The sequence below is a fragment of the Marinobacter sp. SS8-8 genome (genome assembly GCF_030540945.1).
GTDB lineage: Bacteria > Pseudomonadota > Gammaproteobacteria > Pseudomonadales > Oleiphilaceae > Marinobacter.
Genome location: NZ_JASSVN010000002.1, coordinates 1 through 25,018 on the forward strand (window position 1 = coordinate 1; position 25,018 = coordinate 25,018).

21 protein-coding genes are annotated in these 25,018 nt (G+C 57.6%); 8 read left to right on the top strand and 13 right to left on the bottom strand.

Going from position 1 to position 25,018, the window contains the following annotated elements; translation table 11 throughout:
• Nucleotides 1-289: 289 nt before the first annotated feature.
• Entirely contained in the window at nt 290-517 is a 228-nt protein-coding gene (locus QPL96_RS02025) for a hypothetical protein (protein ID WP_303285242.1), read from the top strand.
• A 157-nt stretch (nt 518-674) separates the two neighbouring features.
• Here the strand turns inward: QPL96_RS02025 and QPL96_RS19390 are convergent, their stop codons facing one another.
• The 3 genes from QPL96_RS19390 to QPL96_RS19400 all read right to left on the bottom strand — a co-directional run bounded on the left by QPL96_RS19390 (nt 675) and on the right by QPL96_RS19400 (nt 2,282).
• Nucleotides 675-842, bottom strand: coding sequence for a helix-turn-helix transcriptional regulator (locus QPL96_RS19390; RefSeq protein WP_368388891.1), 168 nt, complete (start codon nt 840-842; stop codon nt 675-677).
• Between the two features lie 115 nt (nt 843-957).
• Nucleotides 958-1,572: a site-specific integrase gene (locus tag QPL96_RS19395; RefSeq protein WP_368388898.1), complete on the bottom strand. Its 615-nt coding sequence runs from the start codon at nt 1,570-1,572 to the stop codon at nt 958-960.
• Between the two features lie 416 nt (nt 1,573-1,988).
• Nucleotides 1,989-2,282 carry an Arm DNA-binding domain-containing protein gene (locus QPL96_RS19400; RefSeq protein ID WP_368388892.1) on the bottom strand — a complete coding sequence of 98 codons (294 nt, stop codon included), beginning with the start codon at nt 2,280-2,282 and terminating at the stop codon, nt 1,989-1,991.
• A 615-nt stretch (nt 2,283-2,897) separates the two neighbouring features.
• On the opposite strand from QPL96_RS19400, the gene QPL96_RS02035 reads away from it, so the two are divergent.
• A complete protein-coding gene (locus tag QPL96_RS02035; RefSeq protein ID WP_303285244.1) occupies nt 2,898-4,553 on the top strand; it encodes an Ig-like domain-containing protein in 1,656 nt (551 codons plus the stop codon).
• 563 nt (nt 4,554-5,116) lie between these two features.
• On the opposite strand, the gene QPL96_RS02040 is transcribed toward QPL96_RS02035, so the two are convergent.
• From QPL96_RS02040 to QPL96_RS02050, 3 genes are all read right to left on the bottom strand, one after another.
• Nucleotides 5,117-5,704, bottom strand: coding sequence for a hypothetical protein (locus QPL96_RS02040; RefSeq protein ID WP_303285245.1), 588 nt, complete (start codon nt 5,702-5,704; stop codon nt 5,117-5,119).
• A 211-nt stretch (nt 5,705-5,915) separates the two neighbouring features.
• Nucleotides 5,916-6,629: an RES family NAD+ phosphorylase gene (locus tag QPL96_RS02045; RefSeq protein WP_303285246.1), complete on the bottom strand. Its 714-nt coding sequence runs from the start codon at nt 6,627-6,629 to the stop codon at nt 5,916-5,918.
• Nucleotides 6,629-7,036 carry an MbcA/ParS/Xre antitoxin family protein gene (locus QPL96_RS02050; protein WP_303285247.1) on the bottom strand — a complete coding sequence of 136 codons (408 nt, stop codon included), beginning with the start codon at nt 7,034-7,036 and terminating at the stop codon, nt 6,629-6,631. Before QPL96_RS02050 ends, QPL96_RS02045 begins: the two co-directional genes overlap by 1 nt.
• A gap of 203 nt (nt 7,037-7,239) precedes the next feature.
• Between QPL96_RS02050 and QPL96_RS02055 the strand changes: the two genes are divergently transcribed.
• Nucleotides 7,240-7,914 (top strand): spermidine synthase, encoded by a 675-nt coding sequence (locus QPL96_RS02055; protein WP_303285249.1) that lies wholly within the window; start codon nt 7,240-7,242, stop codon nt 7,912-7,914.
• Between the two features lie 3 nt (nt 7,915-7,917).
• Here the strand turns inward: QPL96_RS02055 and QPL96_RS02060 are convergent, their stop codons facing one another.
• A complete protein-coding gene (locus QPL96_RS02060) occupies nt 7,918-9,555 on the bottom strand; it encodes a methyl-accepting chemotaxis protein (RefSeq protein ID WP_303285250.1) in 1,638 nt (545 codons plus the stop codon).
• Between the two features lie 283 nt (nt 9,556-9,838).
• Between QPL96_RS02060 and QPL96_RS02065 the strand changes: the two genes are divergently transcribed.
• A complete protein-coding gene (locus QPL96_RS02065) occupies nt 9,839-10,504 on the top strand; it encodes a hypothetical protein (RefSeq protein WP_303285251.1) in 666 nt (221 codons plus the stop codon).
• Between the two features lie 38 nt (nt 10,505-10,542).
• Here QPL96_RS02065 and QPL96_RS02070 read toward each other — a convergent pair whose 3' ends face one another.
• Together QPL96_RS02070 and QPL96_RS02075 are read right to left on the bottom strand one after the other, a co-directional pair.
• On the bottom strand, nt 10,543-11,166 hold the full coding sequence (locus QPL96_RS02070; protein ID WP_303285252.1) for an L-threonylcarbamoyladenylate synthase: 624 nt from the start codon (nt 11,164-11,166) through the stop codon (nt 10,543-10,545).
• On the bottom strand, nt 11,166-11,519 hold the full coding sequence (locus QPL96_RS02075; RefSeq protein WP_303285253.1) for a BolA family transcriptional regulator: 354 nt from the start codon (nt 11,517-11,519) through the stop codon (nt 11,166-11,168). The genes QPL96_RS02070 and QPL96_RS02075 overlap by 1 nt, the downstream gene beginning before the upstream one ends.
• Nucleotides 11,520-11,871: 352 nt before the next feature.
• Here QPL96_RS02075 and QPL96_RS02080 point away from each other — a divergent pair, with 352 nt between their 5' ends.
• From QPL96_RS02080 to QPL96_RS02095, 4 genes are all read left to right on the top strand, one after another.
• The gene (locus QPL96_RS02080) at nt 11,872-14,055 is read left to right on the top strand and encodes a DNA topoisomerase III (protein ID WP_303285255.1); all 2,184 of its coding nucleotides are present in this window, start codon (nt 11,872-11,874) and stop codon (nt 14,053-14,055) included.
• A 114-nt stretch (nt 14,056-14,169) separates the two neighbouring features.
• Nucleotides 14,170-14,904 carry a response regulator transcription factor gene (locus QPL96_RS02085; protein ID WP_303285256.1) on the top strand — a complete coding sequence of 245 codons (735 nt, stop codon included), beginning with the start codon at nt 14,170-14,172 and terminating at the stop codon, nt 14,902-14,904.
• Entirely contained in the window at nt 14,897-16,534 is a 1,638-nt protein-coding gene (locus tag QPL96_RS02090) for a FecR domain-containing protein (protein WP_303285257.1), read from the top strand. The genes QPL96_RS02085 and QPL96_RS02090 overlap by 8 nt, the downstream gene beginning before the upstream one ends.
• Before the next feature lie 33 nt (nt 16,535-16,567).
• Nucleotides 16,568-19,135, top strand: coding sequence for a CHASE2 domain-containing protein (locus tag QPL96_RS02095; RefSeq protein WP_303285259.1), 2,568 nt, complete (start codon nt 16,568-16,570; stop codon nt 19,133-19,135).
• Between the two features lie 33 nt (nt 19,136-19,168).
• On the opposite strand, the gene QPL96_RS02100 is transcribed toward QPL96_RS02095, so the two are convergent.
• From QPL96_RS02100 to QPL96_RS02115, 4 genes are all read right to left on the bottom strand, one after another.
• Nucleotides 19,169-19,549, bottom strand: a complete 381-nt coding sequence (locus tag QPL96_RS02100) for a fibronectin type III domain-containing protein (RefSeq protein ID WP_303285261.1) — start codon at nt 19,547-19,549, stop codon at nt 19,169-19,171.
• 245 nt (nt 19,550-19,794) lie between these two features.
• Nucleotides 19,795-22,446, bottom strand: a complete 2,652-nt coding sequence (locus tag QPL96_RS02105; RefSeq protein ID WP_303285262.1) for an AAA family ATPase — start codon at nt 22,444-22,446, stop codon at nt 19,795-19,797.
• A complete protein-coding gene (locus tag QPL96_RS02110) occupies nt 22,443-23,564 on the bottom strand; it encodes a DNA repair exonuclease (RefSeq protein WP_303285263.1) in 1,122 nt (373 codons plus the stop codon). The genes QPL96_RS02105 and QPL96_RS02110 overlap by 4 nt, the downstream gene beginning before the upstream one ends.
• Nucleotides 23,565-23,636: 72 nt before the next feature.
• Nucleotides 23,637-24,857, bottom strand: a complete 1,221-nt coding sequence (locus tag QPL96_RS02115; RefSeq protein ID WP_303285264.1) for a polyhydroxyalkanoate depolymerase — start codon at nt 24,855-24,857, stop codon at nt 23,637-23,639.
• Nucleotides 24,858-25,018 lie beyond the last annotated feature (161 nt).

Consider the following 25,018-nt stretch of genomic DNA (forward strand, 5'->3'; position numbering starts at 1 on the left):
GCGGGACTTTCCCTGTTGGCGACCTGCCCGGGGATGTCTGTCCGCTTAAAACACCACTGACGGGTTGACAGGCGACTTGAGCGCCCCTTTACCGCAACGTCCCGGGCGCGGCCGAAATTCCCGGGATTTGAGAAAAAACCTTGTCAAGCACTTTTTGAGAAAAAGTGAGCTGAATAGTTACGATCATATTTCAACAGGCTTATGGCCATCATTTCTCACTAGGCTTTGAAATATCGATAGACCGAAGTTGCTGATGAAGAACCAATGATAAATCCTGAGGAGCAACCATATGAAAACCAGCACGTTTCAGTCCGAGAACTTCTCTCACCTTCTGGCTCTTGCCCGAGGTGCCCGTGCTGGCAACATAGAGGCAAGCAGGAACTTGATCCGCGAGCTACGCAAAGCGTCGAACGTCAAAGCCGTGTTACGTCAACTCAAACAGCAATTGCATCAGGACGAAATCAGGAGAGAACAACTGGCACTGCAACGCCGCGCTGAGAGAGAGAAAACACCGTGATCGCTTTCCGCCAACTCACCCTCTATTCAGAAAAAGCCGGCCAACCAAAGGGCAGAAGAAACATGATGCGATGAAAAGGGCCGTACTGTGTGGCGGGTTCGAAACGAACAGAACCCGCCATTAGTCACGATGCTTATGCAGTCGAATTTCCGGGCCATTAACCGTCCAGGCCGTCCTCATAGGCTTGCAGGTCAGTCTCTCGCCACCGGGCAGTCTTGGGGGCAAGTTTGACCGGTTTCGGAAAACGCCCTTCCCGAATCCAACGCCAAATGCTCTTAGGGGAAACCCCGTAACGTTTGCTGACTTCTTTAATGCTGTAAAACACTTGATGTACCTCATTCCGATTAAGTGGTACCCAATAACTTAATCGGTAACAAGGGCCGGTTGTCTCGTGTAATTACCAGAAAACGGCAGAAACTCAGGAATTATGGTTAATAATCCTAGTGCCGGCGTTTCCGCGGCAACTTTCCTGTGTATGCATACCTGGCGTAGGCGTTGAGCAATTGTAGGCGACGATCCAAGATCTGTTCGCTCAGATAAGCTGCGCGGGTTTCATCGCTGTCCAGGTGCGCCAAACTGAGCTCGGAGACCACATCATCAAAATCCGTCTTGGCTGCGGCAAAATTTTTGAAGCAACTTCTCATTCCATGTGCACACGCGATCTTGTTATATCGAGGGTCCATAAATCCTTTGCCGCCAGCCTTCAAAGACTCTTGATGAACTGCCTTCACAGTGTTGTTCAGCGCGTTCTCGCTGATGTGCTCTTTTTCTTTGTAACCCGGAAATACATATCGTCCGGACCGAGGCATACTCCGAAGAATTTCTATTGCACGTGGCACCAAAGGCACAACGTGAACCTCGTTAGGATTCCGGTTTTTCATTTTCGAGCCAGAAATAGTCCAAGTCCCTTCGTCCAGGTTGATTTCCGACCACTCGGCAAACTGAACTTCTGTCGGTCGAGCGACAGTTAATATTTGGAACTCCAAAGCGCGCGCGGGCGTAGTGTCTCGCATCGTCAAGAGCTGCATGAAATCAGGCAGATCTTGGTGCCGCATCGCGGGCTTATGTTTTGTGTGATGGATACGCTTCGCCGGCGGTAGCCAACCATCCAGGTTTTTATCCCAATCTGCGGGATTCTTTCCTGAAACTAGGTTCCTAGATTCCGCCAGCTCCCATATTTGGACGATAGTTTGGCGGACTCTTGTGGCGGTTGGTGTTTGGGTAGTCCATATAGGACTGAGTACGCGCAAAACATCCTCAACGGTCAGGTCGCCGATCTGGGTATCGCCAATCTCGGCTATGCATCGGTCAATAGATTTCCTTAGTCTGTTACGCTGCCGCTTCGGATCCTTGCCACCGAAAGTCACTTCCTTAATCTTGTAATATTCCTCGGCAAGCTCACCAAAGGTGATTTTCTTGCGCTGGCGCTCGCGGTCTCGCGCTTTTCGCTCTTGATTCTGGTCTACAGGATCTATGCCATTGCGGATCTCGGCCTTTTTTGGCGCGCCAGCTCTCGCGCCTCTCCAAGGCTCACATCCGGATATCCTCCTAGGCCGATCTCGCGACGACGGAGGCCTACAGTGGCAATCAACACCCACGACCGGGAGCCTATTTCCTGTCCAGTCGTTGGCGGCCGGCATTGCAGTGCGAGACCGTCGACCCCGCCCACTCTGTGATAGGCAACACAGGGCTCTCCGGCTATGCGCTTCTTACCGCCTTCTTTCACCACCCCATGGCGTAAGTTACGCACTTGAGCGGGCCCCATTTCAGGCACTTTTTCGGCATCGTTTGACTCCAGAATTCTACATACCCATCAACCTACCCCTCATAAAACCTGTCGTTGAATGGGCATATTTGTTACTAAACGATACCATTAAAATCAAAGCTCGCAATAACTTTTGTTTAAAAACAATGATTTAGTTACCACCTGAGACATTCTGAGACTAATTGGGTCATTAGCGTGGAACCTGCCGGGGGTACCATTCCATCAGTAAAATCAATACGTCAGAAAGCAAAAGTCAACTTACCCACCATCCTGCGCCTTAACCCAAACGAACAATCTTTACCAGGAACCCTTGTTGTCGGACTCACGTACTTTTCGGGCTCTGGTGATTGCCCTTTATCAGCCCAACTGATATTGATTGTGAGCTGATGACATTGCCCTTTCAGGCCTGGTCGCCTTCCAGCTTGGCGAATAACCGATGGGCTGGGGAGGAGGCCCAATCAGTATCAAGGCATTGAAGCCGGACAAGTTACAGTTGGTTTATACTCCTGCGTCACTTATTTTAACCAACTATAATTCACCGCTTATATATAATAGTGACGTTAGCAGCAATAAAAAAACAACACGAAGTTACCGCATGCGCAAGGAGAAAAAACTATGAACATGGATAAAACAACAGCAACTCGATGGCCTCTGTGTCTATCATTATTGGCGCCGCTTTTCCTGTCCGCCTGTAGCGGGGGGTCATCATCTGGTGCCACCGGTGACACCACCGCGCCGACCGTCACCAGCACCTCTCCTCTGAGTGGCGCGACTGCCGTTGCGCGAAACAGCACCCTCACAGCAACCTTTAACGAAGATATTTTTGCCACAACAGTCGATGCCAGCAGCTTTACGCTGGCAAAATCAGGTTCAGGCACTACCTCTGGCACCGTCAGTTTTGATGGCGTCGATAATGTGGCGAGCCTGACGCCGGACAACGCCCTGGCTGCCCTTGCCACCTACACGGCCACCTTAACCACAGCCATTACCGATCTCAGCGGTAATGCCCTGGCGGCTAATGTCAGTTGGTCTTTTACCACTGCCGATGGCGCCTGGGGCAGCGCCGCACTGATTGAGACCGACAATACAGGGCTTGCCTATCAGCCCCAAATCGCCGTCGACAGCAGCGGCAATGCGCTGGCGGTGTGGACTCAATCCGATGGCGCCCGCTTTAACATCCTGGCCAACCGCTTTGACGGCAACAGTTGGGGCAGCGCCGTACTGATTGAGACCGACAATGCAGGGAATGCCTATCAACCCCAAATCGCCGTCGACAGCAGCGGCAATGCGCTGGCGGTGTGGACTCAATCCGATGGCACCCGCGATAGCATCTGGGCCAACCGCTTTGACGGCAGCAGCTGGGGCAGCGCCGCACTGATTGAGACCGACAATGCAGGGTTTGCCTATCAGCCCCAAATCGCCGTCGACAGCAGCGGCAATGCGCTGGCGGTGTGGGCTCAATCCGATGGCACCCGCGTTAACATCCGGGCCAACCGCTTTGACGGCAGCAGCTGGGGCAGCGCCGCACTGATTGAGACCGACAATGCAGGGAGTGCCTATCAGCCCCAAATCGCCGTCGACAGCAGCGGCAATGCGCTGGCCGTGTGGCGGCAATCCGATGGCACCCGCGATAACATCTGGGCCAACCGCTTTGACGGCAACAACTGGGGCAGCGCCGCACTGATTGAGACCAACAATGACGGGGATGCCTATCAGCCCCAAATCGCCGTCGACAGCAGCGGCAATGCGCTGGCGGTGTGGACTCAATCCGATGGCACCCTCGATAACATCTGGGCCAACCGCTTTGACGGCAACAGCTGGGGCAGCGCCGCACTGATTGAGACCAACAATGACGGGGATGCCGATAGCCCTCAAATCGCCATCGACAGCAGCGGCAATGCAGTGGCGGTGTGGCGGCAATCCGATGGCGCCCGCGATAACATCTGGGCCAACCGCTTTGACGGCAGCAGCTGGGGCAGCGCCGCACTGATTGAGACCGACAATACAGGGAGTACCTATCAGCCCCAAATCGCCGTCGACAGCAACGGCAATGCGCTGGCGGTGTGGGCTCAATCCGGTGGCACCCGCGTTAACATCCGGGCCAACCGCTTTAACGGCAGCAACTGGGGCAACGCCGTACTGATTGAGACCAACAATGACGGGGATGCCGATAGCCCTCAAATCGCCATCGACAGCAGCGGCAATGCGCTGGTCGTGTGGCGGCAATACGATGGCACCCGCACTAACATCTGGGCCAACCGCTTTGAATAAGCCGCTTGTGCTTGCCTCTTTGTTGGGCGTCAGAGGGAATACGGTGATACCTTTGCCTTTCAACCACTCAGCGCGTTTCGGAGTTTTCTTCCCCACTTCTTCCAGTGCAACACCTTTCCAGTGCAACACTGGGCCGGAGCCCGAGCCAGGTGCGAGTTAACTTCGCTGCCTGACCGGGTCGCGGAGTATTCACCGCAAATTCCTCCGGGTACTCATCCGGTTCAATTGGCTCGTCCGGTTCAATGGGCTCGCCCACGCCTTCACGGAGACTCAGGTAAATCAGGCGCTGACGCTCGGTTCGTCCAACCAACGCACGAAAACGGGCGCTCAGTTGGGGTTTCTGGTTGTTCAGTGTCCGGAATTGGACGGAATGAACATACCCTTCACTAACGGGACCCTCTTAGAGAAGAAACAGCAAGCCCCGGTTGCAATGTCTGGTTTCTGAAACCGTTTGACGGACCGAGCTTCCTTCCCCTAAAGTGCCTTTTCAAGGGCAACGAGGGCAATATGAGTCTCGCAGGCCGGCCAGGCGAGCAGGCCCTCTTCTCACAGGGCCTCACCGATCACTGTACTCCTTTTCTTTTCTCGATATCTTCCGCGGCCTCACGCAGAAACGACTCCACGGTTTCGCCCGGCAGCAGTAACTGTTGTTCAATCATGGAATCCCGCCATTCCGTTGCTTTAAAAATACAGCGGTACTCGTTGGGAAACTCGATGTAAAGCTGCTTGAAGAGCTCCCGGGCCAGGATTTTTTTGGGTGCGTGCCTGCGTGACTGCAAAACCGCCATGTTATACAGGGCGCCGGCTCGAACGTTATCCGGCTGGCTCTCGTCTTCGTAGATGCCCTCAAGCCTTTTGTAAACCTCTTCCAGGCCTGTGAGCCTGTACTTTTTCAGAATCTCGACCGCCGAGGTCATCACCCGGTCCTCATCATACTTGCAAGGCGATTCGGCGTGGTCTCTCACATACTTGTCGACAGCACGGTCCACTTCATTCTTGTGTTTGTAGTCCTGTTTCTGCTCCCAGATGAAAGCCGTGCCTGCGACAGTTTCAATCGTGCCTGGCATGCACCCGGCGAGCAGTGGGCCCAGCGAAAGTAAAACAACAAGCAACCAGGCCTTTGGCGATTCGAGTTTGAGATGAGTGATCATGGAATTCTTCCCTGACAACGTTTGATCTGATTTTCACAAGCTGCAAACGTTAACGGTTTATGGCGAGCGAAAACGTGAGCCTTGTATAAAAACTGCCAAGACACCTTTTTAGTCCACGTATCGTGCACCGGATGTCCTGTTCGCTGCCCGCCACATACACCTGGTCCGGAGTGAACCCAGTATCTCTCTGTAAATGGAGGCCAGGCTTAGGTTAATTTCTCCGCTTTTCTGGAAAACTCATACCGAGAACTTTCTTTCTGTCTACGATCTCCCCGCCACGCACGATGAATTCGACATTTGCAGTCTGTACAACCGAATGAACGTGTCTTGGTGTAAATAACCCCCAGCAAGTGGCACCGGAATTCCGCACTGACCAGTACTGGATACCCTCAGAGTTACCAGCACGGAGGTGGGCACCCAACGCACGAGACGCGGAATAGTCGTCGGGTTGGTATATCTCGTGGGTCGCCGGCAACGCGGTGGCGTCATGAATTACGTCCCCGGTAAACGTGCAGGCTAGGCCACGGAAGATCATTCGGTCGAATTTCAGGTCGTCGATATTCGCCAGGTATCGGCCCTGGTGATATTCAACCTCAGCGAGCGCCGTCTCCATGGTATCGCCGATGTACAACATCCCGTACTCGCCATTACTGAACCGACTTCCGTCTGGGAAAACATGGGTAAAGGGTGCCGCAGCATAGTAACAACCGGGAATGCCCCAGGGAATTTCCTCCAGGTCGATGTAATTGAGGTCACCGACTTCCTGCTTGAGGCGAGGGTTTGTCATGGCCTGCAGGTCGAAAAGATCCTGAAACTCATCCGGATCGGCCACATCGTTGAAGATATCAATGGGAGGAAGCTTGGAATTGACCAGGCGAAAGCCCTTTGTTTCCGGAACCGCTATGACCGGGAGGTTCAACTCCATCACCAGAGACCACCACGCAGGGCGTCAATGCGCCTGAACGTCTCATATAGCGCTGCAAAATCCCCGTTTTCGATCACCTCCAGCGGCGCCCTGCCATGGAAATAGGGGTTGTGGTTTCTCTTTCGCATGAATCCATACACGTTCTCCGGATTTTCAAACACAATCCGCAGGGCCTGATGCATGTTCAGCAGGTAGCTGATGCGCGTGACCTGATCCCTGTCCAGACGGGCGCTCTCGGGATCGTTCCGGTACTTGTAAAAGGTTGCCTTCGGGAGCCTCAGAATAGCCTGCATCTGTTCGGCACTGCATCCCCATTTGTCGAGAATGCTGAACGCAGCTTTTAGACCACTGATACCCATGCGACGGGCTTCAGCGAGTGATTTTTTCTCCGCAATCGCACTCATCATACTAACCCCGCTTTATGCACATTATCAGTCTAATATAGGACTAAAGGCATCATAAAGTCTATTAAGGGACAAAATAGAGTGCAGCCCCTCCACATAAGCCCGCAAGTCCTCTTTTCACTCCACCGTGCTTTTCCATCTCCAAGCATATTCACTCCCAAGCAAGCAGGTTAAACTGCCTTCCCGATCCGCACCCGGAACCCCAAATGGCCCGCTTCACCGAAATCGGCACCGCAACCATTCCCGGCAAGGGAACCCAACTGCGGCTGCTGCAGCGCAACGATGAGTTCTCCATCAGGATTGCTGGCACTACCGGTGAATTGATGAACAGCCGGATACATGGCTCGGAGGATGCACTCGCCACACTGGCGTGCGAGCGGATTGCCGACCAACCCTCCCCCCGCGTACTGATTGGCGGGCTGGGAATGGGGTTTACTCTGGCCGCAGCGTTATCAGCACTGGGTGAAGATGCGCGGGTAACGGTAGCGGAACTGGTTTCCGAGGTTGAAGGGTGGAACCGGGGGGCGTTGGGCGCTGCTGCCGGGAACCCATTGAACGATCCCAGGGCCAGTGTCCATATTGGTGATGTGGCGGAATTGCTCAGAAACAGCGATGGCGAATGGGATGCCATCCTGCTGGATGTCGATAACGGCCCGGAAGGGCTAACCCGCAGGGAGAACAACTGGATTTACTCCCCGGCTGGTATTGCCGCCGCCCAGAAATCCCTGCGCCCTGAGGGCGTCCTGGCATACTGGTCCGCCGGCCCGGAGCACGCATTTACCGAGCGGCTGCGCCGCGCCGGGCTTTCCGTGGAGCCGGTGACGGTGCGGGCTCTGCGCCCTGGCAAGGGCGCCCGTCACGTTATATGGCTGGCGTGGTAGCTGTTAACGCGCCGGTTTATGGCGGTCCCCCTGGTTAAGCCGGAACTGCTCTATGGTTTTTCTCAGGTTTTCCGCCATGGAGAGCAAATCTCCGGCAACGCGGGCCGTCTCCTTGGCGTCCCCGGAGGTCTGCTCCGCTGAACGGCTGATTTCGATCAGGTTGCGATTGATGGATTCGGAAACCTCGCTCTGTTCATTGGCAGCACTTTGCATTTCCTGGTTCAGATCGGTGATCTGGCGTACCGCAGCGGCAATGGTCTGAAGCTCCGATTCCACCTTCAGAATCGCGGATACCTGCTGTTCCGCCATCTCCGAGGCGTGTCGCATGGTGGCCACGCAATCCACCACTTCGCCCTTAAGCCCATTGATGGTGTTACGGATTTCCTCGGTGGAATCCTGGGTGCGTGAGGCAAGCGCGCGCACTTCGTCCGCCACCACAGAGAAGCCACGGCCCTGCTCACCGGCCCGCGCGGCTTCAATGGCGGCGTTCAGCGCCAGCAGGTTGGTCTGGTCGGCAATGTTGGAAATCACCTCCAGCATTGCCGACATCTGACTGGTGCGCTGATCCAACTGTTCGATACGCTGTGCGCCGCTCTGTACTTCAGTGTTCAGTGCCTCAATACCTTCCACCGCGTTGCGGGCAAGACCCTCACCTTTGCTGGCGGATTCTGCGGTATCCGCGGATTTGCGCGTGGTGTGAACGGCGTTTTCGCGAACCTGAACGGCAGAAGCCGCCATTTCCGTGGTGGCACTGGCCACCTGGTCGGTGTTGTCCCGCTGGGCCAGCACCTCGCGCCCGGTGGTCTCCGCCTTGCCTGCAATACTTCGGGCCGCCTGCTCCACTTGCTCGGCGTTGTCCATCACGGTGTTCATGCTCTCCCGGATCCTCGCCATCATTCGGTTAAACGCCCGGGAGACAGAGCCAATTTCGTCATTACGGGTTACTTCCAGCTCAATGGTCAGGTCGGAATTGCGGGAGATCTCGTCCATCCTGTCGTGGAGCCGGCGCAGACGGGAAAATACCAGCCGGCCCAGGGCCGCCGCCGTCAGGAAAAACACCGCCGCAAAAATGGCCACCTGGATGCCACCGCTGGTAAGCAGTTGCTGGTGCAAACGGGCATCGCTTCCCGCCAGGGAATAATCCACCCGGATGGCGCCCAGTACGTCTCCTTCCCTGGCCTGGTGGCAACCCAGGCAGTTAACGCCCTGATAGTCCTCCCTGGCAATCACCGGCTCAATCAGGGTGTAAACCCGGCCTTCCTCATTTCGGGAATAAGCCTCCACCCGCTCGCCGGACAACGCTTTCCTGTCCAGGGGCTCCCGTTTCTGTTCGGACTGATTGCCGGTACCAAAGGCCCGGTTCAGCAGATCACTTCGAATCACCCGCACATCCAGAACATCCTCGGGGGCCTTCACCTTCTCCCGAAGTACATCCCGGTTGCCAATGGTGCCGGTGATCATCATGGTGTTCAGCCCGTCGAAATAGGACTTGGCCAGCCCGTCGACATACCTGTGGCTGAACTCTTCAACATGGGCGCGCTGTGAATTCGCGCTATAGAGCACCGTAAACACAAGTACCAGCGAGAAAGCCGCCGCCAGGGCAACGAGTAACAGGAATCGAATGGAGTAGTGTTTTTTCATGGTAACCCGACTCAGGAACCGCTCTGCGGGCGGCTTGAAAATTGGTTTGACTGGATAAAATAACGGCCAACTGTCGCCGGACTTTATAGAGGTGCGTCATTTTTTTCCTGACCTGGGTCAGATCGGGGCGAGGTCAATGGCGTTCCCTGCCTGGAAAAGGCAAACCGGGACATCCTGGTGGGGTTGGCCTGAAAGCTGCAGGAACCAGTGGTGAGTACCAGAAATCTCAAGCACTGACTGTTCGGCAACTGCTCTCGGGCAAGCCGAAGGAGAAAAACCGTCCATGTCCCTACTGACTTCACTGATCCGGGTAAGCACCCAGTTCCAGCAGGCCATGGAAAAGCGCCAGGCACCGGCCACAAGCCCGGAAGCCACAGCTGCCAGGGCCGAGACAGAAACCCTAGAAACCGGGCCGAACGCCGGCGATGACCGCTTCACACCCTCGGACGACAGCCAGACCGACCTCGGCCGCCTGAAAGCCCGCGGGCTCGCCATGGCCGACTACAAACAAACCGTGGGGCAGGATCTTGCCTTCGTGAGGGAAACCCTGCGGCACAAACTTGCCGAGTACAACCTGCAGCCGGCAACGGCGCTCAATGTAAGCAAATATGAAAACGGCAGCGTCGCCGTGGAAGGAAAAATCGCGGACAAAACCCGGGCACTGATTGAAAAAGACCTGAACGTGAACAAAAACTTCAAGGACGCGTTCAATCGCCTGAGTGTCAACGAACCGACACTTGATTTCATGGACAACGCGCTCAAGCTGAACCAGGCCTACGGGGTTAACAACCCGCTACTGGACACACTGATCAGCGAAAACCAGCAGTTCAACGGCCTTCAGGATCTGGTTCACCGATACGATACCATGCGGCGCTCGGTCGGCGCCGGGCAAATGGAAGCTGCGGGCAATACCCGGGCGTACGCTTTCAACCTGAACGCGCGGGCATAGGGTGGCTGACAGTGCCCCATCTGGATAATTAGACTTGGTTAGACTTCAAAAGGCGCCGGATCGCCTTTGCCAACGCGGGTCACCACCGGCGCTTCGCCGGTGAAGTCCACCACCGTGGTTGCCTCCATGCCACAGAACCCACCATCAATAATCAGGTCCAGCTCATGCTCCAGGGCATCCCGGATGTCGTAGGGGTCGGTCATCGGCTCTTTCTCACCGGGCAGGATCAGCGTGCTGCTCATGATCGGCTCACCGAGTTCTCCCAGCAACTCCTGAACAATGGCATTGTCCGGCACCCGCACACCGACAGTCCGCCGCTTGGGATGAAGCAACCGGCGCGGCACTTCGCTGGTGGCATCCAGAATGAACGTGTAAGGCCCCGGCGTGAAATTCTTCAGCAACCGGTACTGGGTGTTGTCGACCTTGGCATACACGCCAATGTCGGAAAGATCCCGGCACACCAGTGTGAAGTTGTGCTTGTCATCCAGCCTGCGAATTCGCTTGATCCGATCCGCCGCCTGCTTGTCACCCAGGTGGCAGCCAATGGCATAGGCGGAATCCGTGGGGTACACGATCACCCCCCCGCGGCGAAGGATATCCACCGCCTGGTTAATCAGACGTTTCTGCGGCGTCTCCGGATGGATCTGGAAAAACTGACTCATTAACCCTCTCCCTGAGCGGATCGTGCCGCCATCGCCGGACCCTTCTTGGACCCGCCCATACAATTCGGGGACTCCGGCGCCGCCTGCCCGGAAGCCTCCCACTCCTCCGGAGAATACAAATGCAGCGCCAACGCATGCACCTCCCCCTCCAGTTCCTCGGCCAGCACCCTATAAATCGCCTGATGCCGCCGCACCCTCATCAGCCCCTCAAACTCCGGTGACACCAGCGTCACCTTGAAATGAGTTTCAGAATTCGGCGGCACACTGTGCTTGTGGCTCTCGTTTTCCACCTGGAGAAGGCGCGCATCGAACGCCTCGTTCAGTTTGGTTTCAATTGCGTTTTGAATTTTCATGTTTTAGGACTCCTACTGCTCAACCCGCGGTTAAGGGGGCGAATTGCATGTGACCCGACGCGGGTGTGGAGATAGCTTTCCCAAAAGTGTGTGTTGCCATGGATGGCAACACCAAGCCCCCATGGGTGAGCCCAGCGATTATGAAGCATCGCTTCATGCGCAGGCGAACGACTGCAATCTGTGATTGCAGGCCGGACCCGGAGGGGGTTCACGGCGTCTTTTGGGAAAGCTACTTCCACAGCCGCCTCCCCCATGCCCACCAGTCTACTACACATATCAGGCACCGCCCGAACCTTGACAGCTCAAAGCCAAAGCGCCACATTCCCATCCCGTTTCCAAAACACCAGACCCCATGCACCTGTACATCGCCGAAAAACCAAGCCTCGGCCGCGCCATCGCCGCCGCCCTCCCCGGCCCGCACCAGAAAGGACAGGGCTGGATACGCTGTGGCAATGGAGAAAACGCCGTCACCGTAAGCTGGTGTATCGGCCACTTACTGGAACCGGCAGAACCCGCGCGCTACAACCCGGCCTGGAAAAAATGGCGCCAGCAAGACCTGCCCATGTTTCCCGACAAATGGGAAGTCATGCCCAAGGACAGTGTGCGGCAACAGCTCAAAGTCCTCGAATCCCTGATCCGCCAGGCCGAAACCATCACCCACGCCGGCGACCCGGACCGCGAAGGCCAGCTGCTGGTAGACGAAGTTATCCGCTATTTCGGCGCCCGCGCACCGGTAAAGCGGGTCCTGATCAACGATTTGACCCCGGGGGCCGTGGCCAAAGCCCTCCAGAGCCCCAAGGACAACCGCGAATTCCGGCGCCTTTCCCATTCGGCACTGGCCCGGCAACAGGCCGACTGGCTCTACGGCATCAATCTCACGCGCTTCTATACCCTCAGTTACCAGCAGCAGGGAGAACAGGGCGTCTATTCCGTTGGCCGGGTGCAAACCCCGGTGCTTGGCCTGGTGGTGGAGCGGGACAACATCATCGGGAACTTCCAGCCCAAGCCCTATTTCCGGATTGAAGCCCGCTTCAAGGCCCAGGAAGAAGAAGCCGACCAGCAAACCTTCACCGCCCGCTGGCTGCCAAACGAGCAATTCCAGGATTACCTGGACGAAGAAAACCGCCTGCTGAGCCGGGAAGTGGCCGAACAGATCGCCGAGAGTGTACAAGGCCGGTCCGGCAAGGTCACTGAATCCCGCTTCCGGGACCGACCGGAAGCACCGCCGCTGCCACTGTCCCTGTCGGCGCTGCAGATTGAAGCCGGCCGGCTGTTCCGGATGGGTGCCAAAGACGTGCTTGATACCGCCCAGAACCTTTACGAGCGCCACCAACTGATTACCTACCCCCGTTCCGACTGCCGGCACTTACCAGAGGGCCATTACGGCCAGCGAGAACAGATACTGCGGGCAATCGGCCGGGTGGCACCGGATCTTCAGGAAGCCTGCGATGACGCAGACCTGAACCGGAAAACCGCCGCATGGAACGACAAACAGGTGGATGCCCACCATGCGATTATTCCCACCAGCCGGACATCACCCAACGGCAAACTCAGTGCTGCGGAAAAGAAAATCCATGGCCTGATCAGCCGCTACTACCTGATGCAATTCGCGGCAGACGCGGTTCATCGGGAAGGGCAGCTCACGGTACGGGTGGCTGAACATCAGTTCCGGGCCACGGAAACCGCCATTCTGGTGCCCGGCTGGAAAGCCCTGGAGTTAAAACTCCGGGAAGGACGGGCCGAGCCGGAAAAAACACCGCTACCCCGGCTCGATAAGGGCGAACCGGTATTCTGCCAGGACAGCACCATCGCCGAACGGAAAACGAAGCCGCCCCAGCATTTTACCGATGCCACGCTGCTATCGGCGATGACCAACATCGCGCGCTTTGTCACCGATGCCGAGCTGCGCAAAACCCTGCGCGAAACCGATGGACTGGGCACCGAAGCCACCCGGGCTGCCATCATCGACACCCTGTTCAAACGGGATTATCTGTACCGGGACAGCCGGCACATCCGTGCCACGGACAAAGGCAAGGCACTGATCCTTGCCTTGCCCGAATCGGTCAGCAAGCCGGATCGCACGGCAGTGTGGGAGGCCACACTGGAGAGTATTCGCCGTGGCGAGGGCGACCCGAAAAAATTTCTGGAGGCCCTGAAACAGGAAATTCGTGGCTTCCTGAACCGGCCCCAGGGGCAGCCAACCGGCGGCTCCGGGCATCCGGACACAAACGCACCCGAAAACCAGCCCCACTGCCCAAAATGCCGGGCTCCCATGCTCGAGCGGGACGGCAAGTTCGGACGTTTCTATGCGTGCACCCGCTATCCGGACTGCCGCGGCACCCGGCCACTGGAAGAGGCCAACCCCCAGGACGGCACCAGCCAGAAGCCGATCCCCTGCCCCCACTGCTTCTCGCCTCTGGTTCGGCGAAAAAGCAAAAAAGGCTGGTTCTGGGGCTGCAGCAATTTCCCCGGCTGCCGACAAACACTGGATGACAATAACGGAAAGCCCGCCGTCCGTTTACGCAAGTCTACATAACGACACTGAACACAAATGCACATTTTGTGATAATTGGTTGATATAGCAGAGCACTCGGTCCAAAACTCTGCGCCATGGCAGGCAAAAAAGAAGCAACACTCCGGGAGAGACTTTATGCGTATTGCCTTGCTTGAAGACGAAGCCGAACAGGCACAGCACATCCAGTCGATTCTGTCTGAGCGCCGGCATCACTGCGACAGCTTCCCTACCGGCCAGGGCTTTCTGAGCGCGGTACTGCACCGCAGTTACGACCTCCTGATTCTGGACTGGCAGATTCCGGACATGACCGGCATTGATGTTCTTGAAAGCATAAGGGCCCAGCTGAACTGGCCGATTCCCGTGGTTTTCCTCACCCAGCGGGACAGTGAAGCGGATATCGTCCGGGCCCTGGACGCAGGTGCCGATGATTACCTCGCCAAGCCGGCCCGGGCAGCGGAACTGGTGGCACGAATCAACGCCCTGGCCAGACGCACGAATCCGGACAGCGAGAAAGAAGTACTTCGCTACGGGCCCTTCGAAATCAACACTCAACACCGGATCATTTCTCTGCACGGCAAAGAACTCACGCTGACCGACAAGGATTTCGACCTGACCCTGTTCCTGTTCCAGAACCAGGGCCGCCTGCTTACCCGGGAAATGCTTCTGGAGCGGGTCTGGGGCCTGGCCCGCGACATCAACACCCGCACCGTTGACACCCACATGAGCCGCCTTCGCCGTCGCCTGGGCATGAATCCGGAAAACGGTTTCCGGATCAAAACCATTTACCAGCGCGGCTACCGCCTGGAAGCCATGAAAGCCCGGGAACAGGATGTCGATTCGGCTGAGACAGACACGGTAACCAATGATTGATGCCCGGGTGCCAAAGCTGCCTGTACTGCTGCTGATCATTGCCCTCCTGGCCTGTGCGTTTCCGGCGGGCGCGGAACTGTCGCTAACCCGTGGGTCCGCCGGGCAGTCTCACACCTCACCTGCCAGCCCGGTACCGGAGTGGATCTATACCCTACACCCGGGTGAGAGTTTCCCGGAAGTGGCAAACGACTTGCTCGCACAAAGCTACAGCGCCAGCCGCCTGCTTCAGTACAACAGCATCAGCAATGGTGCCATCCTCGGAGCCGGCGACGCCGTTCGCATTCCCCTGGCCTGGCTTAAGCGCCAGCCCCAACCGGCGAAAGCCAGCACCGTCTCGGGAACGGTTCAACTGATTTCAGGCAACACTGGCCGCAAGATTCGCCTGACCGAAGGCACTCTGATTCAAGTCGGCGACGAGATTCTCTCTGCCTCTGGTACCGCGACCATCGAACTGGCCGACGGCTCGGAAGTCCGGATCTCGCCTAACTCCCGTCTGATATTCAATCGTCTGACCCAATACGGCAAAGCCGGTATGGTCGACACCCGCCTTCGGCTCAACCACGGTGAAATCCACACCCGGGTAAAACCGGTAATGGAAGGCGGAGCACGTTTCGAGATTGAAACTCCATCCGCCGTGGCCGCCGTGCGCGGCACCGCATTTGCCCTCCAGACCTCAACCAAAGGCACCAGCCTGCAGGTAACCGAGGGCGAGGTGGATTTCGGCGCACCGGGCAAAACCCAGCGCATCCCAGCCGGGTTCGGCGCCAACCTGTCCACCAAAAGCAGCAGTGGCCTGAGCATTCGTCGCCTGCCGCCCGCTCCGGAAATCAACCCTCTGCCCCCCACGCTGACCCAACTGCCATCGACCATGACCTGGCAGGAAAGCCGGGCCCCCTTGTACCGGGTGGACATCTTTGAAGCCGACAGCGGCCGCTGGGTGGAGAGCCGGGAAATCACCGGCAACAGCTTTGATATCAGCCGGCTGGACAACGGCAGCTACGAAATTCACCTGGCCGCCCTGGACAACCGCGGCACTGCCGGTATGCCCGCTGTGATTCCGGTTGAAGTCGACCTGCAGGCCAGAATGGCCAGTCTGATGTCGCCCCCGGACGGTGATACCGTAAACGATGACATGCCGGAATTCCGCTGGCAGCTTAATGGCGATAACGAAGTGGCCCGGTTGGAAATCGCCGAAGACAAAGACTTCCGGAACCTGGTCACCACCAGCGAATGGGCACCGGAAACCTCCGCCCTGCCATCTCGCCCCCTTGGGCCGGGCAAATATTACTGGCGGGTAGTGACCGAGGCCGGCGGCAACTCCGTGGCCACCACCGGGCCCCGGCAACTGGTGGTAAACGGCAGCCTGCCGCCGGTGCGCATCATCAGCGTCAACTACATTGACAGCCAGGTGCGGGTATTCTGGGAAAAGGTCGTCACGGCCACGGATTACCGCTTGCAGCTGTCTGAAGAGCCGGAATTCAACAACATCATCAAGGAAGCCACGCTGTCAGATACCACGGCAGCCTTGCGTCTGATTCCCGGAAGGCGGTATTTTGTGCGCCTGAAAGCTCTTTCTGACGGTCCGCTGCAAAGCCGCTGGGGACCTGGGAGGGAATTGTACCTGGAATAATCCTTTGATCGACCGAAACACACAGCAGGGCTCATGAACCGGGATTGGCTGCCAATAAAAACGACCCCCTGGACACTGGGCCTGATACTGCTGGCACTCCTTCTGCTTATCCAGATCACCGCACTGCCCCAGCGTCTCGATTACTGGCTGTACGACAGGGCCATCACCGCCAGCCCGGTGCGCGCCTCTGACGATGTTGTTCTGGTTACCATCGACGAACTCAGCCTGAACCGTCTGGGCCGTTGGCCATGGCCGAGGAACCTGCACGCGGAACTGATCGCCAAACTCACCCAGGCAGGTGCCAAGATGATCGTGCTGGACATCCTGTTTGCCGAACCCTCATCAGGTGATGATGAACTGGCCGAACAGATGCGCAACCACGGCAATGTGATTCTGCCCGTTTATCTGTCACCGCCCACCTCCCAGTACTTGTTAAGCGAACAACTGCCCGTCAGCAAACTTGCCTCGGCGGCCGCTGGCCTTGGCCACGCCCATGTAGAGCTGGACAGCGACGGCGTCGCCCGCGGCCTCTATCTCTATAACGGTCTCGGCGAGCGCCTCTGGCCCAGCCTTTCCCTGGCCGCCACAGGCAAAGGGCCGCAACGCGCAGAAACCCGAAACATACCCCCTTACGTGAACGTACGGGATCAGTACCGGGCGGTTCCCCTGATCGGCGGTGCGGGCTCCCTGCCGGCGTACTCGTTCGCAAAGGTACTAACTCAACCACCCTCGCCGGAACTGTTCAGCGGCAAGACAGTGTTTGTAGGTGCCACAGCTGCCGGCTTCGGAGACGTACTGCCAACGCCTTTCTCAGGACTCAGCCGCCCCTTGCCCGGTGTTGAATTCCACGCCAACGTGTTTTCTGCGCAGGCCAGCGGGCTGCTTATTCGCCTGGCACCGAAGTGGGCGTCGGCTCTTCTGGCATTGGCAACGATTCTGGTACTCGCGCTTGCCCTGCCCTCCATGCGGCCGGCACGCACCCTCCTGGCCTGCGCAACTGCCGTAGGTGCGCTGGCCGGGTTGTACCTGTTCATGTTAATGGCTCTCCGATGGTGGGTGCCACTGGCCAGTGCGATGATCGTTCCTTTCCTGGCCTTCCCGGTATCCAGCGGCCTTCGCCTGGCCATGACCAACCGCTTCCTGAACCGCCAGTTGGATGATCTGGCCAGGAGCCCCCAGGTTGCCCTGCCTGCGCCTTCAGGCCGGCACCCGACACAACTTCTGGAGTATTTCCAGGCTCTGTTCCAGCCCACCGGATGGCTGCTCACGGAGGAGCGCAATATTTTGTCCAGGCGGGACCTCTCCCCCGCCGACATTCCGGAAGACCTGCGCCCTGGCCACTGGCTCCATGACAGCAACCACAGTTGGATTCAGCTCTTGCGAGGAAACACCCGCTACCATCTTGGCCTGGTACTGCCCAACGACCTCGGCCGCGAAGCCATCCAGCGCTATCTTCGAAGGCTCCACCTTGAGCCGACCGCACCGGCAAACCGCATCGCCAGGCCCAGCGAGAACATCTCCGCACGAATCGAGCGGGTCCGCGTTGCCACGGATCGGCTGAATCATATGCAACAGTTCATCCGCAGGAGCTTCGAGCGAATGCCCGACGGCATCATCGTGACCGACGAACTGGCTGTTATCCGCTTCGCCAACGGCCATATCGAAGAATGGTTCCAGGAACCCATGCCAAGCCTGGGCGGCCTTCCTCTCGTTAAACTCCTTGAAGGCCACGACCCCCGGGAAACGCCTCCCTGGCATGAAACGGTTTCAGACACCCTCACGCTGCGGCAGAGCCGAACCGTGGACCTGAGAATTCGCGACAAGGACTTTTTGATCCACTTTGCCCCGTTTGCCCTGCCCGACAGCGACGAGCAGGGCATCATCGCCAACATTTCCGACATCTCGGAACTGCGAGAGCAGCAGCGCCAGCACCGCGAGGCCATCGACTTTATTTCCCACGATGTCCGCTCACCGCTGGTCTCCCAACTGGCGCTGATTGAGCAGCTCAAACGCGACCCCAGCCACATTGAGCAAAGCCAGTTGGACCAATTGGGCAGACTCGCCCGGCGAAGCTATCACCTGGCCGAGGAATTCGTGCAGCTTGCCCGGGCCGAACAACTCACCGAGACCCGGTTTTACGAATGCGAATTCCTCGCCATCATTGAAAACGCCCGGGACAGCGTCAGTGAACAGGCGGTGGAGAAACAAATACAGCTTCAGTTGCAGGGCACGGAAGATCTCTGGCTCCGGGGTAACGCGGAGCTCTTGGAGCGAGCGGTGATCAACCTGCTCACCAACGCGGTTCAGTACAGCCCGGGAGGTTCCGCCGTCAGCATTCAGGTATTCCGGGCAGGCCATCAGGCGTGCCTTGCCATCGCCGATGAAGGTTCCGGTATTGATCCGGAAGAACTGCCCTACCTGTTTGACCGCTACCGGCGCCAGAAAAGCAGCGAGCTGGCAGGAGTACATGGCACCGGGCTCGGACTTTCCTTCGTGAAAACCGTGGTGGAAAAACACAAAGGGGAAATTTCGGTATGGTCAACTCCGGGCGCAGGCTCTTCCTTCACCCTGAAGCTGCCGATCACCGACCCGATGGCGTGAGACCAGGCGTCTTCGGGCAACAGGTTGCCAGCTTCAGGAACTGATGGCCTTGCTGACTGCTTCGGAGGGCTCGCTGGTCAACCCACTGATGTCCTGAACCTGAATGGTGAAGTACCAGGTGCCTTTCTCCAGGCCGCTTACTTCGTAAGACATCTCCGCCTCGGCCGCCGCATTGCTGACAATCACTTCCTTGCTGAGATTACCGGTATCCTGACCGTACCGGATAACGTACTTGTCCAGCTCGCCCATCGGGATACTCTCGCCGTTAACCCGGGTAAGCGGTGCACGCCAACTTAAAACCGCAGAGCCCTCCGGTGACGAGGCTGGCGTACTGGAAGCGCTGGAATCACCACCTCCCCCACACCCTGCAAGCAGCACTCCAAGAACAAATGCGGCAATCCATGCCTTAGACATTTTTACGACGCATCCCATATTAACTTAACACCAATTTTCCGTCGAATTTGTGAAATTTTATAAAACGAGGCGGATTATCAACGTGACGTCGGTCATTTTTCTAATTAAAAAATTGTCAATTTTTCGTCATACCATGGTAATGACGTAAGGAAAAGTGCTGATATGGCGGGCATTTTTTGCCTGGCGGGCAAGTCAATAATGGTGAGCGGCGGGGCAACTTCCAATAGCTCGTGTAAGCGGGCGATTTACTGCCTAGGAGCCTGCTCTTTCATTGCCTGAATATCCCTGGGCGCAACCCCCAAGTCACCCCACTTTTCCGGATGGCAGGTAAACAGCAGTATCTGGTGCCGGTTGGCGGCGTCGAACAGAATGCGTTTTATGTCTTCCAGACGGTCCGTGTCGCTGTGCACCAGGGTGTCGTCCAGTATCACCAGAGTGGGCCTTCCAGCTTCGCGCAGCAGGTCTGCGTAGGCGAGGCGGCTGATCAGCCCCATTTGTTCGCGGGCGCCAAAGCTTAACTCGGCAATCTGCCCCAGTTCGGTGCCCCGAGTGAACGTGCCCGGCCTTAAGTGCTCATCAACTTCCAGAGTGGCTTGCGGGAAGAGTAGCGAGAGGTAGTGGTCCAGGTGCTTTTGCAAAGGCGCCTGCAGGCGCCGGGTCAGTGCCTGTCGTTTTTCCGTCAGCAATGAGAGCAGAAGGTTCAGCGCCCGGGCGCGACGATGCAGCTCCTGGTAACGTCGATTGCACCGCTCAAGCCCGGCCACTTTGTCGCTGAACTGCTCTTCCAGACCTTCGGCACCCCAGGCTTCCAGCCTCACCTGTATATCTCTCAATTCCCGTTGCCGCTCTTCCTGGGCCTGGCGCAGGTTGGTGATGCTGCGCTGGTAGCGTTCGATGTCCTGCTTCAGGATCGCCGGGCGGGCTTCCTGTATTTCCTGCTCACGGGCCTGCAGGGTGGCCTCCAGACGAACCCGCCTTTCTTCAATTTCAGCCAGCTCTGTTGAGAGCCTCTGGAGCTGTTTCTGGTGTTCCGGGTTTTGCACTTCGTCCTGCAACTGTTGCCACTCGGATTTAGCATTGTCGCGGGTCTGGCGACGGGTCAAGAGCTCCGTTTGGTGCTTGCGTTCCTCGGCCTCCGCTTCCGCCAGCCGGGTTTCCGCCCGGGTACGCCGTGCTTCTGCTGAGGCAAGGTTGGTCACCTGTGGCGGCTGGCCTGGCTCTGGGGCCGGGCTGTTTTGCAGTTCAGTTTTTGCATTTTGCAGGCGGGATTCGGTTTCTTTCTGCTCTGCCAGTAGCTGGTCGATACCCATGGGTGCAACAGACTTGAGCAACTCGCGGGTATGCAGCAGCGCCCTTTCGGCGGCCTCACAGGCAGCCACGCGATACTCAGCCTGCTGAACGGAGCTCACCCCGAGTGTTTTCATCTGTTCGGCCAGGCTTTGCTCCAGCGCCGAAAGTTTACGGCGGGTACTGGCAAGATCCTTCCCACCTGGGGTGATCCCCAACGTGCCCACACCGGGAATCACGAGGCTGGATTCCTCGAGCAATTGTCTCTCGCCCTGCCCCTCCAGCAGCTCCTCATTCAGAGCCAGCCTGGCACTCGGCTCCAGCCGCCAGGTTAATCGGGTTGCGATGGTCTGCGAGCGAATATTCTCTTCTTTCAGTTCATACCCGGTGTCCTTCAGGATTTTCACCGCCTGGCCATCAATCTGGTTCTGCCGTGCCTGGTCTCTCGCTTGTTCGAGCTCATGCTGGTACTGCCGGGCCTTCGCAAGATTCCGGTCCAGGGTCTGGCATTGCTGTTCGAGCCGGCCGATGTCCTGCTCCAGCCGGGAACGGGTTTCCTGCAGGCGAGCCTGTTCAACCTGCTTTGCGGCGACTTCATAAGCAGATTTTGCCTCCCGGACCTTGCTTGCAATGGACGGGCTGCGGGCCTCAGCCTGCTCCAGTTCACGCTGGGCGTTATCAAGTTCTGCTTTGCGGGTATCCAGTTTTTTGTTCAGGCTTTGCAACTGCTCCTGATTCTGCCGTAACAGTTGCTGGTTGTTCTGCAGGTGGGTCAGGGTTTCTTTTTCCTGAACCTGTAGTTGTTCCAGTTTCTCGACGTGCCGGTACCGCTCCCTGGCCTGTTCAAGCTGGCGTTCAGCCTCTTCCCAGGGGCGCTCGTGCCGGGTGCGCTCGTAGTCCTGGGTCAGTTTGCCAAGCCGGTCTACCTGCTCCCGGTATTTCTGGATGCGCGCCTGCAGTTCGTCGATTTCCTGCTGGTGCTCTTCCCGCTCTTTCTCCAGTTTCTGGTAATCGCCACGGGGTTTGCCGGTCGGCGTGAACAGTTCACTCCAGCGGGCTCTGACCTGTTCGATCAGTTCGTCACCACCGGTGCTGGCCACTTCACCGACCAGGGAATTGAGCGCTGATTTGAGGTGATCGCCCGCATGCTCCACCGCCTGTTCGATGTTCTGCCCGGCACCCTGCTCAACCCACAGCAGCCCGGGCACGCCCCAGTGCTCGGGCTTGCTGATGCCCTTGGCGGAGAACTGGAAGCCAAGGAGTTCCGCGAGCTTTTCTTCGGCCTCGTCTTCGCTGTAGCTGTCCAAACCGATCTTGAGGTCGCAGCGTTTGCGCTGGAGAAAACTTTTTACCAGGTGCCAGGACTTTTGCCGGACCTCAAAGTCCAATGTGATGGTTGGGGCTGCCGCAGAATCGCCCCAGGGGCGAAGATCCTCAACAGAGCTGGTCCGGTAACGCTCAAAGAAGGCGGCACGAATAGCCCGCACCAGGGTGCTCTTGCCGGACTCATTGGGGCCGTGAATCAGATTCAGCCCCGGCTGCAGGTCGTCCATCACAAACGGCTGCCGGAACTGGCGAAGCTGTTCCACTTTCAGACGACGAAGTTTCATTCGCCGGCCTCCCGTTTCCGGTCTTTCAGCAGCCCTGCCAGAATGGCGAGCGCATCCCGTGCAGCCTCTGCGTCGTCGTCTTTTTGCGGGTTTCTGAGATGCTCGATGACTTCCCCTACGTATCCATCCGCCTTCAGGGCGGCAATATCCTCGTCGGTAGGTTCCAACTGTAACCTGCTTCGATCACACTGGATGCTCCGGAACCTGGCCTCGGCCACGGACAACGCATCAATCAGTTTCTCCTCACCCGCCAGAGTGACCGCCCCTTCCAGGCGGAGATCAACCACGGATGACTCGGGTAGTGCCTGGAGTCTTTCCAGCATTTGGTCCAGATCGGATTCAACAGTCAAGGTTTCGCGCCATTGGTGCCACTGGTAGCGGGCGGTCTCCACAGGTGTTACCTTCGGCAACTCTCCTGGCCCGGGCACATCGACGATCAGGGCGTAGCCGGCACCGTTGTTCCGGAACCGTTCAGGCTCGGGAGTGCCGCTGTACCAGGTGCGCTCATCAATCTGCTTGGTACCGTGCCAGTCGCCAAGGGCGAGATAATCCAGACGGGCTGCTTCGGCACGGTTCGGCAATATGGGATTGGCGGAGTCAATGTCGTCGGGCAACACACCTTGCACACTGCCGTGGGCAAGGCCAACCCGGATCAGGCGTTCCGGGGTTTCCCACGTATTGAAGATTTCAGTGAGATCACTGTAGGTGTTGCGTTGCGTCAGGGGTGCGCAGAGGATCGCCAGGCCTTGAGGCTCGAGATGGATAATGCCCGGCTCCAAAGCCAGATGAGCATTTTCTGGCACCGCACCGAGGCGCTTGGCTCTTGTCCAGACGCTTTCCGCCAACGCCGCATCGTGGTTTCCGGGCAGCATTACCCAAGGGCCCGCAAATTCTTTGATAGCGTTGAATGCGCGGCGAATGGTTCGGTCCGCGACGATCTGGGCGTCAAAGACATCTCCTGCCACCAGGACCGCATCGCACTGGTGCTCGTTAGCCAGGCGGGCGATTCTTTCAATGGCCTCAAAGCGTGCTTCAACCAGCGCCGCGCCGTCTTCTGTTTCGAAGCGACTGAATGCCCGCCCCATTTGCCAGTCTGCTGTGTGTAAAAACGTGGGCATCTTGCCTTCCCCAGATCAGTACGAGCTTGCAGAGGGAAGCGAGTGTAACAAGAAACCTGGGCGATGATCCGCTCAGGCCTTGCGAATAAATTCCTGCAGGCGAGGTGCGATTTCCTCTCGCCAGCGGCGACCGTTAAACGTGCCGTAATGGCCGACTCCCGGCTGCAAGTGGTGCACCCGGCGGTCGTCGGGAATGTTGGTGCAGAGTGTGTGGGCGGCACGGGTTTGACCGGGGCTGGAAATATCGTCCTTTTCCCCCTCGATGGTCATCAGCGCCGTTTTTCGGATGGCCCCGGGGTCTACCAGCCGACCGCGGTGCCTGAAGCAACCACGAGCCAGGTGAAACTCCTGAAAGACACGTTCGATGGTGTCGAGGTAGTAGGCATCGGGCAGATCCATCACCGCCAGATATTCGTCGTAAAACTCTCTGTGACGGGCGACCTCTTGCGCGTCATCATCGCGAATAGACCGGAAAAGCCCCCGATAGGCACCCAGGTGACGGTCGAAGTTCATATTGATAAACCCCGTCAGCTGTAAAAAACCGGGGTAAACCTTGCGCATGGTACCCGGATAAGGCGCCGGCACGGTATGGATCAGGTTGCGTCTGAACCAGGAAAGTTTGTGTTTGCTGGCCAGCTCGCAGGGTTCTGTTGGATCAACGCGCCCGTCCACCGGGCCACTCATCAGGGCCAGAGAACGGGGCGCCGACGGGTGATCATCCTGGGCCATCAGTGCGGTAGCCGCCAGCACCGGCACGACCGGCTGGCAGACCGCGAGAACGTGGGTATCTGGGCCTATATGGTCAATAAAATCAATAACATAATCAATGTAGTCGTCGAGCCCGAAATTGCCTTCCGAAATTGGCACCCTGCTGGCGTCACGCCAGTCTGTGATGTAAACATCATGCCCCGGCAGCATGGCTTCCACCGTGCCCCTGAGAAGCGAAGCAAAATGGCCGGACAGTGGCGCCACGATTAGCAGCTTTGGGTCATCGGGACGATCAATGTTGCGCTGGAAGTGCTTCAGTTGGCAGAAGGGCTTGCGTTTGACGATGGTCTCTCTGACCAGAACCGTCTCGCCGTCGCAAACCGTTGTCTCCAGATTAAAGGCAGGCTTCGGGTAACGCCTGGTGAGATCCTCAAACACGTTGAGCGCCGAGGCAATACTGCGGGTTCCGGGAATTCTGGAGCAGGGATTCAACGGGTGTCGAAGCAATTGGCTCTGGCCGCTTGCCAGCAAACGGGCGGGTTTCAGGGCCAGCCGGCTCAGTTCGTGCGTGTAGTACATCATCATGCGCATTATCCTGTCGGAGTTCAGTTGTTTTTCTGGACAATGCGTTCAGCATACGCCTGTTTGTCGATCAGTGCGAAGACGAAAAAAAAGCAGATCAGTCGACGACTGATCTGCTTTTATAAAATGGTAGCGGGGGCTGGATTCGAAGGTTATGAGGAGGA

Coding starts and splice junctions, on each gene's coding strand:
- QPL96_RS02050 (WP_303285247.1), bottom strand. CDS start 7,036: ATGATGAGTGCGATTGCGGAGAAAAAATCACTCGCTGAAGCCCGTCGC.
- QPL96_RS02070 (WP_303285252.1), bottom strand. CDS start 11,166: ATGAGTCAGTTTTTCCAGATCCATCCGGAGACGCCGCAGAAACGTCTG.
- QPL96_RS02060 (WP_303285250.1), bottom strand. CDS start 9,555: ATGAAAAAACACTACTCCATTCGATTCCTGTTACTCGTTGCCCTGGCG.
- QPL96_RS02045 (WP_303285246.1), bottom strand. CDS start 6,629: ATGGAGTTGAACCTCCCGGTCATAGCGGTTCCGGAAACAAAGGGCTTT.
- QPL96_RS02065 (WP_303285251.1), top strand. CDS start 9,839: ATGTCCCTACTGACTTCACTGATCCGGGTAAGCACCCAGTTCCAGCAG.
- QPL96_RS02110 (WP_303285263.1), bottom strand. CDS start 23,564: ATGCCCACGTTTTTACACACAGCAGACTGGCAAATGGGGCGGGCATTC.
- QPL96_RS02085 (WP_303285256.1), top strand. CDS start 14,170: ATGCGTATTGCCTTGCTTGAAGACGAAGCCGAACAGGCACAGCACATC.
- QPL96_RS02090 (WP_303285257.1), top strand. CDS start 14,897: ATGATTGATGCCCGGGTGCCAAAGCTGCCTGTACTGCTGCTGATCATT.
- QPL96_RS02095 (WP_303285259.1), top strand. CDS start 16,568: ATGAACCGGGATTGGCTGCCAATAAAAACGACCCCCTGGACACTGGGC.
- QPL96_RS02040 (WP_303285245.1), bottom strand. CDS start 5,704: ATGATCACTCATCTCAAACTCGAATCGCCAAAGGCCTGGTTGCTTGTT.
- QPL96_RS02075 (WP_303285253.1), bottom strand. CDS start 11,519: ATGAAAATTCAAAACGCAATTGAAACCAAACTGAACGAGGCGTTCGAT.
- QPL96_RS02035 (WP_303285244.1), top strand. CDS start 2,898: ATGAACATGGATAAAACAACAGCAACTCGATGGCCTCTGTGTCTATCA.
- QPL96_RS02055 (WP_303285249.1), top strand. CDS start 7,240: ATGGCCCGCTTCACCGAAATCGGCACCGCAACCATTCCCGGCAAGGGA.
- QPL96_RS02100 (WP_303285261.1), bottom strand. CDS start 19,549: ATGTCTAAGGCATGGATTGCCGCATTTGTTCTTGGAGTGCTGCTTGCA.
- QPL96_RS19395 (WP_368388898.1), bottom strand. CDS start 1,572: ATGCGGCACCAAGATCTGCCTGATTTCATGCAGCTCTTGACGATGCGA.
- QPL96_RS02025 (WP_303285242.1), top strand. CDS start 290: ATGAAAACCAGCACGTTTCAGTCCGAGAACTTCTCTCACCTTCTGGCT.
- QPL96_RS02080 (WP_303285255.1), top strand. CDS start 11,872: ATGCACCTGTACATCGCCGAAAAACCAAGCCTCGGCCGCGCCATCGCC.
- QPL96_RS19400 (WP_368388892.1), bottom strand. CDS start 2,282: ATGGGGCCCGCTCAAGTGCGTAACTTACGCCATGGGGTGGTGAAAGAA.
- QPL96_RS02105 (WP_303285262.1), bottom strand. CDS start 22,446: ATGAAACTTCGTCGTCTGAAAGTGGAACAGCTTCGCCAGTTCCGGCAG.
- QPL96_RS02115 (WP_303285264.1), bottom strand. CDS start 24,857: ATGATGATGTACTACACGCACGAACTGAGCCGGCTGGCCCTGAAACCC.